14 protein-coding genes are annotated in these 14,973 nt (G+C 65.3%); 10 read left to right on the forward strand and 4 right to left on the reverse strand.

What is annotated here, in order from left to right; translation table 11 throughout:
• From AC07V5_RS22860 to AC07V5_RS22870, 3 genes are all read left to right on the forward strand, one after another.
• Positions 1 to 468 (forward strand): MFS transporter (locus AC07V5_RS22860; RefSeq protein ID WP_495118026.1); only part of this gene is annotated, 468 nt, incomplete at its 5' end.
• 662 nt (positions 469 to 1,130) lie between these two features.
• A complete protein-coding gene (locus tag AC07V5_RS22865) occupies positions 1,131 to 1,442 on the forward strand; it encodes a hypothetical protein (RefSeq protein WP_495118027.1) in 312 nt (103 codons plus the stop codon).
• Positions 1,439 to 1,696: a hypothetical protein gene (locus tag AC07V5_RS22870; RefSeq protein WP_477861766.1), complete on the forward strand. Its 258-nt coding sequence runs from the start codon at positions 1,439 to 1,441 to the stop codon at positions 1,694 to 1,696. The genes AC07V5_RS22865 and AC07V5_RS22870 overlap by 4 nt, the downstream gene beginning before the upstream one ends.
• A gap of 513 nt (positions 1,697 to 2,209) precedes the next feature.
• Here AC07V5_RS22870 and AC07V5_RS22875 read toward each other — a convergent pair.
• Positions 2,210 to 4,594 (reverse strand): FG-GAP-like repeat-containing protein, encoded by a 2,385-nt coding sequence (locus tag AC07V5_RS22875; RefSeq protein WP_495118028.1) that lies wholly within the window; start codon positions 4,592 to 4,594, stop codon positions 2,210 to 2,212.
• 487 nt (positions 4,595 to 5,081) lie between these two features.
• On the opposite strand from AC07V5_RS22875, the gene AC07V5_RS22880 reads away from it, so the two are divergent.
• The 7 genes from AC07V5_RS22880 to AC07V5_RS22910 all read left to right on the forward strand — a co-directional run bounded on the left by AC07V5_RS22880 (position 5,082) and on the right by AC07V5_RS22910 (position 9,048).
• Positions 5,082 to 5,324 carry a hypothetical protein gene (locus AC07V5_RS22880; RefSeq protein WP_495118029.1) on the forward strand — a complete coding sequence of 81 codons (243 nt, stop codon included), beginning with the start codon at positions 5,082 to 5,084 and terminating at the stop codon, positions 5,322 to 5,324.
• 21 nt (positions 5,325 to 5,345) lie between these two features.
• Positions 5,346 to 5,678 carry a hypothetical protein gene (locus AC07V5_RS22885; RefSeq protein ID WP_495118030.1) on the forward strand — a complete coding sequence of 111 codons (333 nt, stop codon included), beginning with the start codon at positions 5,346 to 5,348 and terminating at the stop codon, positions 5,676 to 5,678.
• 1,102 nt (positions 5,679 to 6,780) lie between these two features.
• On the forward strand, positions 6,781 to 7,179 hold the full coding sequence (locus AC07V5_RS22890; RefSeq protein ID WP_495118031.1) for a single-stranded DNA-binding protein: 399 nt from the start codon (positions 6,781 to 6,783) through the stop codon (positions 7,177 to 7,179).
• Positions 7,180 to 7,252: 73 nt separating this feature from the next.
• Positions 7,253 to 8,122: a DUF932 domain-containing protein gene (locus AC07V5_RS22895; RefSeq protein ID WP_495118784.1), complete on the forward strand. Its 870-nt coding sequence runs from the start codon at positions 7,253 to 7,255 to the stop codon at positions 8,120 to 8,122.
• A gap of 8 nt (positions 8,123 to 8,130) precedes the next feature.
• Positions 8,131 to 8,412, forward strand: coding sequence for a hypothetical protein (locus AC07V5_RS22900; RefSeq protein ID WP_495118032.1), 282 nt, complete (start codon positions 8,131 to 8,133; stop codon positions 8,410 to 8,412).
• Between the two features lie 40 nt (positions 8,413 to 8,452).
• Entirely contained in the window at positions 8,453 to 8,734 is a 282-nt protein-coding gene (locus AC07V5_RS22905) for a YlcI/YnfO family protein (protein WP_495118033.1), read from the forward strand.
• A complete protein-coding gene (locus tag AC07V5_RS22910; RefSeq protein WP_495118034.1) occupies positions 8,731 to 9,048 on the forward strand; it encodes a type II toxin-antitoxin system RelE/ParE family toxin in 318 nt (105 codons plus the stop codon). Before AC07V5_RS22905 ends, AC07V5_RS22910 begins: the two co-directional genes overlap by 4 nt.
• A gap of 252 nt (positions 9,049 to 9,300) precedes the next feature.
• Here AC07V5_RS22910 and AC07V5_RS22915 read toward each other — a convergent pair whose 3' ends face one another.
• From AC07V5_RS22915 to AC07V5_RS22925, 3 genes are read right to left on the reverse strand one after another with little or no spacing between them, the layout of a single operon-like run.
• Complete coding sequence (locus AC07V5_RS22915; protein ID WP_495118035.1) at positions 9,301 to 12,477, reverse strand: efflux RND transporter permease subunit; 3,177 nt, start codon at positions 12,475 to 12,477, stop codon at positions 9,301 to 9,303.
• The gene (locus AC07V5_RS22920; protein ID WP_495118036.1) at positions 12,474 to 13,703 is read right to left on the reverse strand and encodes an efflux RND transporter periplasmic adaptor subunit; all 1,230 of its coding nucleotides are present in this window, start codon (positions 13,701 to 13,703) and stop codon (positions 12,474 to 12,476) included. Before AC07V5_RS22920 ends, AC07V5_RS22915 begins: the two co-directional genes overlap by 4 nt.
• A complete protein-coding gene (locus AC07V5_RS22925) occupies positions 13,700 to 14,932 on the reverse strand; it encodes a TolC family protein (protein ID WP_495118037.1) in 1,233 nt (410 codons plus the stop codon). Before AC07V5_RS22925 ends, AC07V5_RS22920 begins: the two co-directional genes overlap by 4 nt.
• Positions 14,933 to 14,973: the final 41 nt, after the last annotated feature.

Consider the following 14,973-nt stretch of genomic DNA (forward strand, 5'->3'; position numbering starts at 1 on the left):
CTGGTGTCGATAGCCCCAGTGGCTTTCGGATGCTTCCTGTTCGGCTATCTGTCCGACCGCCTGAAGCGGCAGAAGCCCTTCGTCATGGGAGGAGGCCTGATTTGCGCGGTGGGGCTTGTGCTGCTGGCGTTCGCGACCACGGTCCCCGCGGTCTTTGTCGCGACTGGCATGGTGGGTATCGGCTATGGCATGTTCCTGGCCACCGACTTTGCGATGTGCTTGCGCGTGCTTCCAAACGCCGAGTCCGTCGGCAAGGATTTCGCCGTTCTCAGCATGGCGAGCGCGCTTCCGGCGTCGCTGGTCCCGCTGGTGGCGCCAGTCTTTCTTGGCTTCGGCGGCTTCACGGCGTTCTACCTGATGCTTGCAGTGCTCGGCGTGCTCGGCGCGGCCGCCGTGCTGCGCATACCCGAGATCGGACGTGAGGGCGATCGGCGATTCGCGTTGATCACGAGAGATGTGCAACCCTAGCTTTCGACGAGCGGTCATTGCCGCGTAGCGGCGATCAGGTATCGCTTGGTGCCCGACGGCCCGTGAGAAAAGAAAAAACCCAAAGCGTTGATGCTCAGGGGCATTCTTCAGTTTCTGGGACGACGCGAGATCGTCCAGGATGATCGGTTGGTGGAGGAGGAGGATCGAAATCGACGCGGACCGCCGCATCTAGCCTAGCTAAATGCTCGCGCCGCGGATCTGGTTACTGCGAAAGTTACTGCATCGGCAACGTTGCGGAGAAGTCCCCGGAGTACGGCGCCTCCAGGTGCTGGGCCCTCGCTGGCGGGGGCGCCACCTTGACATGCTGGGGGTCGTTGGTTCGAATCCAATCGCGCCTACCAAATTCGGTAGGTAGAACAAGCACTTAGCGGCGACGCTAGGTGCTTTTTCTTTGCCCGTACGGAAAAAGTACGAAGAACAAGACGGCTAAATTTTGCCGTTTGATCCGTCGGTAGGCGGTTGAACAGACGGCGTTCTCTGGCCACCTATCAGGAGCAATGGGATGGCGCGCTGGTTGAGCGACTGTCGCTGGCCAGCGTTCGCCTTGCCGCAACGCTGAACGAGTCGCTCAAGTCCCGGCCCGTCAGTACGGTTCGTTGACTGTCATGCGCGGTTGGGCCGAGGACGGCGAGCGCCGACCGATGACAGCCTCCCTGCTCGGCGTCCGAGGCGGCCCGGAGATCCGCTGGCGCCAGCTCGACCGCGCACGGGTCAAGATCAGGGACGGCCAGATCATGGTGTTGGGTTACGAGGATCACGGCTTCAGCGCCAAGAGTCCAAAGCCGGTGCCGCAGGTCTGGTGGTGTGATCCCGTCCGCGATCCCGTCGATGAGCAAGAGGCCCGAGCCAAGGCCAGGTTCCCACCCACGATGAACAAGGCAAGGGGCGTAGCACTCGTCTCGCAAGCTGCGCCGCCAGCCTGGGCGGATCAGGGGCCAAAGGATCTCAGATGAAGTACGACGACACCCATGTGAATGAGGCAGCGCTGAGCGTGGTCCGTGGGGCGGACTTCGACATGGCGGTGATGGTCGATGAGTCGAGGAAGCCCATGCGCTACCTCTACAGCTGCCCGCCGTTCGGCGTGCCATATGCAAGGCGTGAGGTGTGGCGCCGCCTCGTCGTACACGTCTCGGACATCGACGCTCCGGGAGTACGGGAGCGGCTTCTTGACGCAGCTGGCGTGGACCTGCTGGATGTGCCGTTCTAGGGCGAGCCGTCCTGCGTATTCCAGTGGTCGTCAACATCCAGGCCAGCGCGATGAGCACGCAATCCAATCACCATGAGCACCAGCGGCAGCAAGGAAGTGAACGGAGCGGTACTTCGGCTCTGCAGCGTTATGCCGCCCCTCGCTCTGCTGAGTGGGCTGTCAGCAATGTGCCCCTTGCTGACTCCCACTCAGCGAGGTTGAACGAATGGACCTGACCGGATCCGGGCGTTGCCAGACTGGGTTTTCGAGTCGGGCGCACAAGGATCACACCATGATCCACCGGCTTGGCATGCTGGTGGCCATGGAAATGCAGAGACGGCGACTGCGCCTCGACGGCAGAAACTCCCACACGAACAGCTTGGCGGTCCCCATCAAGGATACCTGCGCGTGAAGCGCATGAACATCGCCGGGGTGCAGTCGCTAAATGCGTGACCTGCCGCCTTGGGACTTCAGAAAGTCGAAAAGGAATTGATTAAGTTTTGTGGAGTCTTGGTAAATGCCGATTGACCGGCATTAATTCAACTTTCCAAGATACTTCGCTAGGAAGGGAGCATGTACGTCTAGCCGGCCGTAGTTGAGTCTCTGCGATGTATCACATACTTTCGCGAGGGACCCTCCTTTAAATTCCGAACCGCTCAAGGTGCCCACGACCGACACCTCATTCTTGGATGCATCGTATGCAAACAGGGGGCCGCCACTTGAACCTCGCTCGGATATTCTCTTGGATGAATTCAATATGTATTGATACTCGGTACTCGCGCCAAAATCTGCCCCGTTGTCAATCAATCCCCCCATTTTGTCCAAGCCTAGTGGATGCCAAAATGAGAATAGTTTGTCCGGCTGAGTAACTGCGGTTTGTCGAACGGTTGCTGCCATCACATTCGCGGGCAATGGTGCCATAAGCCTGAGAACAGCCAGATCTGTTGAATTGGGACTGCTGAAGTTCCAGTCCGGGTGGGATTGACCTGCAGTGCTGTAGCTGAATCCAATAAGCATTGCGGGGAGCGTGAGAGTTGCAGGGCCGGTAAATGTGATTGGCGCGCCGCAAGTTTCAGCTTCATATCCAAATGTCACATATAACGGCAAACCTAAATCTCGATAGGTACTGAATCTGACATTGGGATAGAGAGGTTGCTCATAGAGACAATGCCCGGCCGTGAGCACGTAGATTGAAGAGTCCAACGTACTCTTTACTACTACACCTGAACAGGAACCAGAAATGCCAATACCAAACGATCCAAAGTTCATGTGATCGTTTGTGGATGACACTCGAACCACCGCTGAAGCGGCTCGTTGCATTGCCTGCACTTGGTTTGACGCAAGCCCGGCACCCCAAATTGCTGGACATGCCGCACTAACTTTGCAGGATAGCTCAGATGAATAATCTGTTTTGGCCTTCCCGTAAGAACTACTTAGGTAGTCAACGAGTTGAGCCACAGTCAGCGACCACTTAATGGCAAACGGCGAAGAATCGCACTCATCCGACTTTACTGAGTCGCATGAGTAATCACGAACACTAAAGATCACTGGGGCAACCATAGTCGGTACTGGCGCTGGTGCAGGCGGCGGACTGGTCGATCTCGTCCCGACGACCTCCCATCCCGCAATCCCCAGCAACGTCGTCTGCGACGCCGCTGCCAACCCGTTCATCACCCAAGCCACCGTCTGATTGGTGCCCGAATTGCGCCAGATCAGGTCCTGCTTGCCGTCACCGTTCAGGTCCACCACGTTGGCCAGTTGCCAGTTCGCGTTGCCGAGCAGCACCGCGTTGCTCTTGATCGCCGCACCGTCCATCAGCCAGCCCGCCACCTCGCCGGTAGCCGAGTTGCCCCAGATCAGGTCTTGTTTGCCGTCACCGTCCAGATCCGCGACCCGGCTCACGCGCCAGGTGGGGTGCGTGAACAGCAGCGTCGAGCTGCTGGTGGCCAGGCCGTTCATCAGCCACACCACGGTCTGCCCTGTTCCCGCGTTGGTCCATATCAGGTCGTCCCGGCCGTCGCCGTCCAGGTCGCCCACTTGCGTGACGCGCCAGCTGGCCAGTTCGAGCAGGGTGGCGTTGGCGCTGACGGCCGTGCCGTTCATCAGCCAGGCGGCCGTCTGGCCGGTCTGGCTGTTGCGCCAGATCAGGTCGGCCTTGCCGTCGCCGTTGAGATCGGCCACCAGGCTCACCTGCCAGACGGTGCTGGTGAAGAGAATCTGGCTGCTGAGCACGGTCGTGCCGTTCATCAGCCACAGCACGGTCTGGCCGGTGGTGGCGTTGTAGAAGAGCAGGTCGGCCTTGCCGTCACCGTTGAAGTCGCCAGTGTGGGTGATCTTCCAGCCGGCGTTTTGCAGCAACACGGTGCTTTGCAGCGTCTGCGTGCCGTTCATCAGCCAGGCCACGATCTGGTTGGTGCTGCTATTTTCCCAGATCAGGTCTTGCTGGCCGTCGCCGTTGAGGTCGGCCGTGCGGCTCACTTTCCAGTTGGGCAGTTGCAGCAGCACGGTGGAGCTGGCGGTAGTAGCGCCGTTCATGGCCCAGCTGACGGTCTGGCCCGTACTGGGGTTGTGCCAGATCAGGTCGGTAGTGGCACCGACGCTGGATTGCGTCACTGCCTGGGCCTTTGCGCGTGCGGTCTCGGGAGTGGAAATGGCAGTGCCTATGCTGGTGGCAACCGCGCGACCAGAAGAGGCTTCAGCGAAGCCGATTGTTCGAGCGCCTGCGCCGTCGTCCGAAATGGATTGGCGTTCAGCTCGTTGTGCCGCCAGTCCCAAGACCTTCGACATCGTCGGACCGGTGGCGCCGCCAGGTGCGGCGGACTGAGGCGAGCTGATTGACTGAGTTGAGTTGTCGGCACCCCCGCCGCAGGCTGCAAGCAGCCCCGCCAAGCAAATTGCCGCGATCAGTGTTCTCGTCATTCTTAGCTCCACGAAATCGGTAGTTCGTAGCCACAGCTGGCTTCGCCAGCTCGTACAGATCGGCGCTGATCGACCTCGACTAGCCTTCGGCTGCTGTCCAGCGTGTTGACCTCAACTGTATTGTCGGCAAACCTGCCAGTAAGCTGGTTGTTTCGAGCCATGGAAGAGAACACTTGGAGTTGCCCGTGGCAACGGAACTATCCCCAAAGTTGAGGGGACTCAACGCCCGCCATTCCGAACGACTTCGTTGGCAAGAAAATTCGCAGCCCCGTCATCCGCCGCTAGTTAATTCATTTCCCGCCGCCTCCGGACTACACGCCTCCATCACAAACCGCAACTTCCCGTTGATCCCCGGCTTCATGGGCTGCCCGCACGCAGTCGCTCGTGACCGGCAGCAATTGGCCGACTCCAGCCAATCAACACATAGACCGCGATCGGCAGTATTCGCTGCAGAGCTGCCACAAGTGCGGGACAGCCGCCGGCGCTCATGAACACTGGATCACGTGCTCATCGTGCTGAACTGGATGCTCACGTCCACCGGAATATGCGGTCGCCGACCGCGCTGGCTATTTCGGTGCGCAGCCCGAACTGGCAGCTGTTGCAGATCGCGCCCGTGATGGCAGGCAGCCCAGCGCACAAGTGCCTGAGCAGCGTCGTCGATGCGTGGCGTAAACGCCTGCCGGCCGACCCGAAGGAGCTAATGGCGTTTCTGCTGGAGCAATCGATCTAGACACTGCAGGAGCTGCTGGTGGTGTGCGCGGTGCTGACCGCGCATGCGCTGTACGGGTGTTCCCAGGCGAAACCCGCCCAGGTGCTGGCTCAGGCCGCGGCGCTCGATATGGCCGACTGGTGGGAAGCCACCGGCCAGACCTATCTCGGCCGCGTTCCCAAGGCGCGCATCGTGCAGGCGCTCACGGAAGCAGGGCAGGGCGACGCCGTGGGTGAGGTGTCGAGGCTCAAGAAGGCGGAGGCGGTCGACATGGCAGAAGGCCTGCTGGCGGGCAAGCGCTGGTTGCCGGACCTGCTGCGGACCGAGGCCTGGCGGGGCCAGGGCAGGGGGCTTAGCCCCTTGCCCGCTTTCTGATGCTTGGCGATAGCGCCGCCGAGGCATTGCCTGGGCGGCGCGCTGCCCGTACCCGCGCCGCTATTGCCGATCTGGCCGCAGGCCTGTTCGGCTTTGCCGGCGCCCGCCACGCCCGAAGCTTGCCGCGAAAGGGCTCTGCCGGTTCTAGGCGCTAGCATGGCCTTCGAAGCGGCCCTCCCGCGGTTGGGGATCGCGGGCCGAAATCCTTCCGGCTGTGCGAGAACGGGCCCGCTTGGCCACTAGGCCGGTTTGATGTGCTGCGCTTCGCGGATGAACGATGGCACGGTGTGGAAAGTCCCAGCTGCACATCTGCTGGCGGACCGCATGGGCTGATCCTGCGAAGCAGGTCACGGGCCGCAGGGATGCGGCCCGAACCGCGCCTGCCGCATCGGCGGCCGGCGCGGGCGGCTCTTCCAGACGTTTCTCCTGGGCCGCCGGGGCAACCTCCCTTGGCGTCGCTGCGCGACACGGCGAGGCGTGCGGCGCACGCGTGGCTAGAGCGGCGCGGCCCTCCCGTGCTCGGGGACCGCGGGCCGATTTCCTTCCGCTGCGCGCGAACGGGCCCGCTTGGCGAACAGGCCGGTCCTGATCGGTTGCGCTGCGCGCCTGGCCGGCCAGATCGCCACCCCTCTCACTCGCCAAGCCCGTAGCCGGGCCGCGAAGGCGGAGAAGTGCTCGCAACGGCTCGACCGTCGCGCCAGTCGCTGCGCTTGGTGTCACGCCGGCCGCGGGGACGCCGCTGCTCGAGAGATGCGGGCGACTTCGTTGCAACCGCTGCGCCAGGCGAGCTGGCACATCGGTCGCGAGTCTGCGTCGCCCGTGGAGGGGCAGCCTGTGCGCTGGTCGTCCCACCGCGCTCCCCCGCAACCCCCGTCCCTGGGTGAGGGGGACTTGCGGGGGATCTTCATACGGTGGGCCGGGAAACCGGCGCACTGCTTCGGCTGCGTTCAAACCCGACCCCATCCCCAACCCCTTCCCAAAGGAAGGGGCCATGCCCACCCCCCGCCCGCCCGTGGGCGGGTGCGAGGAGTCCAAGTGAAGGATCTTCATTCAGGGCAACCAACCCGGAGCCCGGCTGATCTTTCACGACAGGAGATTGGTCATGGCCAACGTTCAAGTCATTCAACGCAATGCGCACCTCGCGGGACCGGTGGTGGTTCAGTTCGTCCCGCGTCCTGAAGGCCGCATCACCAAGGCGACGGTGACGGCGATCAGCAATTCGGTGCGGGGCTCGGGCGAGACCCGCGAAGAGACGGCCACCGCCATTCAATGGACGCTGTGGGGCCCTCTCGCTGAGAACGCTGCGGACTTCTTGGGCCGTGGCTCGCACGTGAACATCGTCGGTCGCGTGCGCAACAACAACTACGAGAAGGACGGCGCGACGGTCTACGGCATGGAGTTCACGGCCGAGGAGATCGACTACCTCGATACCCGTGCCGAAGGGGAGGCGCGGCGTACGCAGTCAGGCGATACACGACGGCCGGCGCATGCCGATGCCTGACCCCACCGAGGCGGGCTTCGCTGATCGCAGTCAGTCCGCCCTTCGAAGCCATCAACGATCGAAGGAATCCATCATGTACTCGACTCATCCCACGCTGGCCACCCGTTTTTCCGGCCGCACCTCGCGCACGCTCCGCAGCGACGAACCTCTCACTGAGGACCAGATGCGCGCGGCTGCTCCGTCCATCTTTGCGGCGGGCAAGCATGTCAGCCGTTCGGAGCGCTACACATATATCCCCACCATCGACGTCCTGCGCGGCCTGCGCAAGGAAGGCTTTGAGCCTTTCATGGTGGCCCAAGGCTCCAGTCGCGTCGCGGGCAAGACGGAGTTCACCAAGCACATGATCCGCATGCGGCATGCAGGGCAGGTCCAGACCAAGCCCGAGGCCAACGAGATCATCCTGATCAACAGCCACGACGGTGCCAGTTCGTACCAGATGCTCGCGGGCATGTTCCGCTTCGTCTGCTGCAATGGCCTGGTGGTCGGTGACGTCGTCGATGACATCCGCATCCCCCACAAAGGCAACGTCCAGGGCGAGGTCATTGAGGGCGCATTCCGCGTACTCGATGAGTTCGCGGCCGTGGAAGAGCACGCAGAGGCCATGAAAGCGCTGCAGCTGGAAGCGCCAGAAGAAGTGGCCTTCGCGACTGCCGCGCTGGCACTGCGGTTCGGCGAGCGAGTGGTGGAAGAAACCGGTGGCCATCGGCCGGCGCCGGTGACAGCTCAACAGCTCATCCAAGCCAGAAGGCCTGAAGACGCTGGTCACAGCCTGTGGACGACGTTTCAGCGGGTGCAGGAAAACGTGATCCGTGGTGGTCAGCCTGGCCGCAGCTCCCAAGGGCGGCGGCTTCACACCCGGCCCGTGGGCAGCATCGATCGAGGTGTGAGCCTCAATCGAGCGTTGTGGATGCTGGCCGAGGAGATGCGCAAGATCAAGGCTTGAAAACAGTGATGCGCTGGATTCAGGGCCGAATCCAGCGCTGGCTTGAAGCAACACAGCGCCATAGTTCAAAGCGGCACAACATGGGCAAGGAGATCATCATGTCCGCATGTCACCAAGTCGAGATCACGAGTGAGGCATTGAATCTTGCGACCTGGAGATTCATCGACTCCTTGCCGTGCGCGCTGCCGGGGGAAGTACTCAACGCTCTGAAGCCAGCCCTTGCCGTCGCGATTTCGACCTACATGGAAGCGGTGCAATCGCCAAAGGGTTCAACAGTTCAGCGGCATTGATCTACAATGCATCGCAAATGCAACGCAACAGTAGGATGCGATGAAAACCGCAACGTTTCCCTCGCTGCGAGTCGACCAGGAGCTGCGAGACGCGGCCGAGGAGGTCCTGCAAGACGGCGAGTCGCTATCGAGCTTCATCGAGGGGGCAGTTCGCCAGACCGTCGAGCGCCGCAAGTTGCAAACGGAGTTCATTGCGCGTGGGCTGCTCTCGCGGGACGAAGCCCATCGGACCGACGAGTATGTGGAGGCCGAGGTCGTTCTTGGCAACCTGCAGCGCAAGCTCGACGCGGCGCAGATGCAGATCGCGAAGAACCGCAAGTGAGTTTCCAGGTCAGGCTGACTCGTACAGCCGAACGGGATCTCGAAGAGCTGTTTGACTTCGTGCTGGAGCGCGAGCTGGCGCGCGAGGGCGGAAACCTCGAATTGGCAGGCGAGGCGCTGGACGCACTGCGTGCTGGCGTCGCGACGCTCAAGACTTCGCCCTTCACCTGCCGCAAAGCGGGGCAAAGCCCCTTCCTTCGGGAGCTGATCGTGCCGTTCGGTCGTTCGGGCTACGTCGTGCTTTTCGAGATCGAGGATGCATCCACAGTCACGGTGCTGGCGGCTCGCCACCAGCTTGAGGACGACTATCACTGACTGATCCCTTGCGGGGTTCCACCTTCCGCGTGGACGACCAGGCCGATGCGATTCCCGTTCTCGGGGGGCATAGACGGGCAAACCGTCGTGGCGGGTTTCACCTAGGCCCGCTGCCCAGCATTTCGAAGGCGAGCAATTCAGCGCTGTGTCTTGGCACTCTATTTGAGGGTGACAACCTTTCATGCGGTAGGCAACGCAACGCGTTGCCCGCGGCCCTTTCCCTCAGTACAGGTCAATACGCTCTGTCGATTCTCAGCCACTGTTTTCAACAAGGGTTTGAACCTGCACTCGTGACGAAGCTGCACGCCGACTGAGCCTCCGTCGGTGCAGGAGCAACCACGCCGCCGGGATGACGAACATGCTCAGCAGCGGTGCGCTGACCATGCCGCCCACCATAGGCGCCGCGATGCGGGTCATGACTTCCGAGCCGGTGCCGTGGCCGAACAGTACAGGGAGCAGGCCGGCCATGATGACGGCCACCGTCATGGCCTTGGGGCGCACGCGCTGCACGGCGCCCTCGCGGATGGCGGCCAATAGCGTGGCCTCGTCGTCGGCCGCGCCGGCCGCCAGGCGCTGCTCGTGGGCCTGCTTCAGGTAGACCAGCATCACGACGCCAAACTCCGCCGCCACGCCTGCCAGCGCGATGAAGCCCACGGCGGTCGCCACCGAGATGGCATGCCCTAGCGCCCAGATCAGCCAGAAGCCGCCCACCAGCGAGAAGGGCACCGCCGCCATCACGAGCAGCGCGTCACCCGCCGAGCGGAACAGCAGGTAGAGCAGCACGAAGATCACCACCAGCGTCAGCGGCACGACGCCCTTCAGCCGCTCGGTGGCGCGCTCCAGGTACTCGAACTGGCCCGACCACGACACCGCGTAGCCGGCCGGCATGGCCACCTGCGCGGCCACGGCTGCCTGCATGTCCCGCACCACGGAGCGCAGGTCGCGGCCGCGCACGTCCACATAGACCCAGCCCGACAGGCGCGCGTTCTCGCTGCGTACCATGGGCGGGCCGTCTTCGACATGCACGCGGGCCACGTCCTGCAGCAGCACCGTCGCGCCGGCCGGCGTCACGAAGGGCAGCCGGCGCAGGCTCTCCAGTGAGTCGCGCAGCTCACGCGGATAGCGCAGGTTGATGGGGAAGCGCTCGCGGCCCTGGATGACCTCGCCGACGTTGTCCCCGCCGATGACCGAGGCCACGATGGCCTGCACGTCCGCCACGGCCAGTCCGTAGCGCGCGGCGGCCAGGCGATCCACATCCACGTCCACATAGCGCCCACCGGTCAGCCGCTCGGCCAGCGCGGATGACACGCCCGGAACGTCCTTCACAACGGCTTCGATGCGCGTCGTCAGCCGGTCCAGCGTGGCCAGGTCGGCCCCCGCGACCTTGATGCCCACGGGGCTCTTGATACCGGTGGCCAGCATGTCGATGCGGTTGCGGATCGGAGGCACCCACACGTTGGACAGGCCCGGCACCTTGACGACGCGGTCCAGCTCCTCCACGAGCTTGTCTGGCGTCATGCCGGGCCGCCACTGCTCGCGCGGCTTGAACTGGATGGTGGTCTCGAACATCTCCAGCGGCGCAGGGTCGGTGGCCGTGTCGGCTCGCCCGGCCTTGCCGAAGACGCGCAGCACCTCGGGCACCGTCTTGATGAGCCTGTCCGTCTGCTGCAGCAGCTCGGCCGCCTTGGACACCGGCAGGCCCGGCAGCGCGGACGGCATGTAGAGCAGGTCGCCTTCGTCTAGCGGCGGCATGAACTCGCCGCCCAGGCGCAGCACCGGCACCGCTGTGACGGCCAGCACCAGCGCGGCGATGAGGAGGGTGGCCTTCGGAAACCGCAGCACCGCTTCCAGCGCCGGCCGATAGATCGCGGTGAGCCCTCGGTTGATGGGATTGGCCGTCTCCTTGGGGATGCGCCCGCGTATGAGGTAGCCCATCAGCACCGGCACCAGCGTGACCGACAGGCCCGCGGCTGCCGCCATCGCATAGGTCTTGGTGAAGGCCAGCGGCGCGAACAGCCGCCCCTCCTGCGCCTCCAGCGTAAAGACCGGCAGGAAGGACAGCGTGATGACCAGCAGCGAGAAGAAAAGCGCCGGCCCGACCTCCACCGCGGCCTTGGCCATCAGCGCCCAGCGCTCGGCGTCGCCCGGCTGCCGGCCATGCTCGTCCTCGAAATGCTCCACATGCTTGTGTGCCGCCTCCACCAGCACGACGCTGGCATCCACCATGGCGCCCAGCGCGATGGCCACGCCGCCCAGGCTGAGGATGTTGGCGCTGACGCCCTGCCAGTGCATGACGATGAAGGCCGTCAGCACCCCCACGGGCAGCGTGACCACGGCCACCAGGGCCGAGCGCAGATGGAACAGGAAGACCGCGCAGACGAGAGCCACGACGATGAATTCCTCGATGAGCTTCTCGCGCAGGTTGTCCACGGCGCGGTCGATGAGCTTGGAGCGGTCGTAGGTCTCGACGATCTCCACGCCGGCCGGCAGGCTGGGCTTCAAGGCCTCCAACCTCGCCTTCAGGGCCGCGATGACGCTGCGCGCGTTCTTGCCCGACCGCATCACCACGATGCCGCCCGTGACCTCGCCCTGCCCATCCAGCTCGGCCACGCCGCGGCGCATCTCGGGGCCGATCTGCACGAAGGCCACGTCGCGCAGCAGCACCGGCGTCGCGCCGACCACCTTCAGCGGGATGGTGCGGAAGTCGTCCAGCGACTTCAGGAAGCCGCGCGAGCGCACCATGACCTCGGTCTCGGCCATCTCCACGACCGAGCCGCCCGAGGCCTGGTTGGCCTTGCCCAGCGCCTCCACCACCATGGCATGCGTGATGCCCTGGGCGCGCATGCGGTCGGGGTCCAGCACCACTTGGTACTGCCGCACCATGCCGCCCACGCTGGCCACCTCGGCCACGTCGGGCACGGTCTTCAGCTCGAACTTCAGGAACCAGTCATTCAGCGCGCGCAACTGCCCCAGGTCGGTCTTGCCGCTACGGTCCACCAGCGCGTACTCGTAGACCCAGCCCACGCCGGTGGCGTCGGGCCCCAGCGCAGCCGTGGCGCCGGCCGGCAGCTTGCTTTGCACCTGGCTGAGAGACTCAACGACCCGCGAGCGCGCCCAGTAGGGGTCGGTCTTGTCGTCGAAGAGGACATAGACGAAGGAGTCGCCGAAGAAGGAATAGCCGCGCACGGTCTTCGCACCCGGCACGCTGAGCAGGGTCGTCGTCAGCGGGTAGGTGACGAGGTCCTCCACCACCTGGGGCGGCTTGCCGGGGTAGCTGGTGCGCACGATGACCTGGGTGTCGGACAGGTCCGGCAGCGCGTCGACCGGCGTGTGCAGCGCCGACCAGAGGCCCGCGGCCACCAGGAAGGCGGTGGCGATGAGCACGAGGAAGCGGTTGCCCACCGACCAGCGGATCAGCGCGGCAATCATTGGGCGCCCCCCTGCGGCGCGGAGGCCGCCGACATGCCGCCCAGCACCGAGCGCAAGCGCGCTTCCGAGTCCACCAGGAACTGGCCGCTGGCCACGACCTGGTCGCCCTCGCTCAAGCCTTCCACCACCTCGAACTGCTCGCCCAGCTCGACGCCCAGCTTGACGTCGCGCGGCTCGAACGAGCCATCGCCTTTGCGCACGATGACGACCGCGCGCGTGCCGGTGCGGATGACGGCCTCGGCAGGCACCACCAGGCGCGACAAAGCCGGCCCGGCCACGTGCACGCGCAACAGCATGCCGGGCGTGAGCCTGCCCGCGCGGTTGTCCACCTCGAAGCGAGCCTGCAGCGTGCGGCTGCTCGCGTTGACCTGCGGCAGGATCTCGGCCAGCGTGCCCGTGAAGGTTTGCGCGGCGTCCGCCTGCAGGGCTGCAGTCACCTTCCGCCCTGGCTTGAGCTGCAGGGCCTGCGCCTCAGGCACCTCGACGACGGCCCAGACCTTGTCCAGGCCCGCGACGCGGAACAGCGTCATGCCCGGGCTGACGGCGGCGCCCTCGCGCACGCCCAGCTCCGCGATGACGCCGCCGGCCGGTGCGCTCAGCGTGAAGCGCGCCTGCGCGGTGCCGGCCTCCTCGCTCTGGCGCACCAGGGCGTCGGGGACAGACATGGCCTTCAGTCGCTCACGCGCCGCCGCGACAAGCTCGTTCGCCACGCCAGCGCGCTTGAGCGCCAGCAGCTCGTTGATGGGGCCCAACCACTCGGGCGCGTAGATCGTGGCGAGCGCCTGGCCCGGGCGCACCCGCTCCATCGCGGCGCGCACATGCAGCCGCTCCACGTAGCCGGCCACGCGGCTTTGCACGACCACCTCCAGCCGCTCGTTGAACTGCACGGCGCCTACGGCCTCGAAGCTGGAAGCGGCGCTGGCCCGCGTCACCACCGCCGTGCGGATGCCCAGGTTTTGCTGCACGGCCGAGCCGATCCTGACCCCGGCGTCGCCGCCCTCATCGGCATAGACGGGCACGAGCTGCATGTCCATGAAGGGCGACTTGCCTGGCTTGTCGAAGCGCGGGCCCGGCACCATGGGGTCGTGCCAGTACAGCGCCTTGCGCTCCGGCGCGGGCATCTCGGCGGCAGCACCGCCCGCGGTGTGGCGGCCGGCGAGGAAAGCGCCAGCGAGCAGGGCCACTGCGGCGATGGCAAGCAGCGTGAGGGTTTGAGCGCGCTTCATGGTGCGCCTCCTTCGATGACGGGTTTGAAGGCGAGCTGGGCGCGGGTGCGAGCCAGCTCGCGCTGCAGCGACAGCGCCTTGCGTTGGGCAGCGACCTCGGCATGGCGCGCCTCGAAGAGCGCCAGGAGCTGGCCCTGGTTGGAGCTGTAGCCGGCCAGCGCAGCGACAGTGCGCTGGCGGGCAGGTTCGATGACGGAAGCCTCGTAGCGCTGCGCCCGCTCGGCCAGGCGCTCAGCGTCAGCAGCAAGGCTCTGGTATTCGGCGGTGGCGCTGCGCTGGGCTTCGGCCAGGTTGGCCTCGGCCTTGTCCACCAGTGCCAGCTTCGCCGCGGCCTCGCGGTCCTGCCGCTGGGCGGGCGCAATGGGGATGGGGATGCTCACGCCCAGCGACACCATGTCCGCATAGCCCTGGCGCTGGCCGTAGCTCACACCCCAGGTCCAGTTCGGCCGGCGGTTGGCCTGCGTGACGCTGGCCTCCTGGCGGGCTAGTTCCACGTCGCGCTGCGCGGCGACGACGGCGGGGTGGCTGGCGACGAAGGCGGGCTCGTCCGGCGGCGACGCGAAGGCAGGAGCCTGGAGGTCATCGGGCGGCAAGCCGGTCCAGCGCTGCAACTGCACTTGCACCTGGCGCTGGGCTTGCCGGGCTTCGGCCACCTCGTCGTCGGCCATGCCGCGTGCGCTGCTCAGGGCCAGCGCCTCGGGTGCGCTGCCCGCAGCCGTGGCGAGCCTGGCCTTGGCGGCCTCGAACTCGTCGCGGCCGTGGTGCGCCATCAATTCGGCCAGCGTCAGCGCCTGGGCCGCGTAGAACGTGTCCACATAGGCCAGCGCCGCCTGCAGGCGGGTCTCGGCTGCCGCGATGCGGGCCATGGCCGTTTCGCGATCCACCAGAGCTTGCGCCGCGGCGCGCTGGGCGGCGCGCTTGTCGGCGGGCAGCCATTCCTGGCTGATGCCGATGCGCTTCATCGTCATGCTGTCGGCCGTGGTGCTGAGCCGGTCGCGGCCCGTGACGGGCAGGTTGTCGATGCCGGCCGATAGCACCGGGTCGGGAAGTTGGCCAGCCGCGTGGGCGGCCTCGGCGGCACCGAGCCGGCCGGCCTGTGCGGCGCGCACGGCGGCTGAGCGTTGCTGGGCAAGGTCCAGCGCCTGGTCCAGCGTCAGGGGCGCGGCCTGCGTCAGCGCGGGCAGCAAGGCGGCGGCCAGTAGGGCCGCGCGCCGGTAATGGGTGAGCATGGGAACTCCGAGGACAAAACAGCGTTTGCCGGCGGCGGTCA

This window comes from Roseateles sp. GW821-FHT02E12, assembly GCF_059421665.1.

Bases quoted from the DNA above. Each gene is read 5' to 3' on its own strand.
- AC07V5_RS22865 (WP_495118027.1), top strand. From the start codon at position 1,131: ATGACAGCCTCCCTGCTCGGCGTCCGAGGCGGCCCGGAGATCCGCTGG.
- AC07V5_RS22870 (WP_477861766.1), top strand. From the start codon at position 1,439: ATGAAGTACGACGACACCCATGTGAATGAGGCAGCGCTGAGCGTGGTC.
- AC07V5_RS22875 (WP_495118028.1), bottom strand. From the start codon at position 4,594: ATGACGAGAACACTGATCGCGGCAATTTGCTTGGCGGGGCTGCTTGCA.
- AC07V5_RS22880 (WP_495118029.1), top strand. From the start codon at position 5,082: ATGAACACTGGATCACGTGCTCATCGTGCTGAACTGGATGCTCACGTC.
- AC07V5_RS22890 (WP_495118031.1), top strand. From the start codon at position 6,781: ATGGCCAACGTTCAAGTCATTCAACGCAATGCGCACCTCGCGGGACCG.
- AC07V5_RS22895 (WP_495118784.1), top strand. From the start codon at position 7,253: ATGTACTCGACTCATCCCACGCTGGCCACCCGTTTTTCCGGCCGCACC.
- AC07V5_RS22900 (WP_495118032.1), top strand. From the start codon at position 8,131: ATGCGCTGGATTCAGGGCCGAATCCAGCGCTGGCTTGAAGCAACACAG.
- AC07V5_RS22905 (WP_495118033.1), top strand. From the start codon at position 8,453: ATGAAAACCGCAACGTTTCCCTCGCTGCGAGTCGACCAGGAGCTGCGA.
- AC07V5_RS22915 (WP_495118035.1), bottom strand. From the start codon at position 12,477: ATGATTGCCGCGCTGATCCGCTGGTCGGTGGGCAACCGCTTCCTCGTG.
- AC07V5_RS22920 (WP_495118036.1), bottom strand. From the start codon at position 13,703: ATGAAGCGCGCTCAAACCCTCACGCTGCTTGCCATCGCCGCAGTGGCC.
- AC07V5_RS22925 (WP_495118037.1), bottom strand. From the start codon at position 14,932: ATGCTCACCCATTACCGGCGCGCGGCCCTACTGGCCGCCGCCTTGCTG.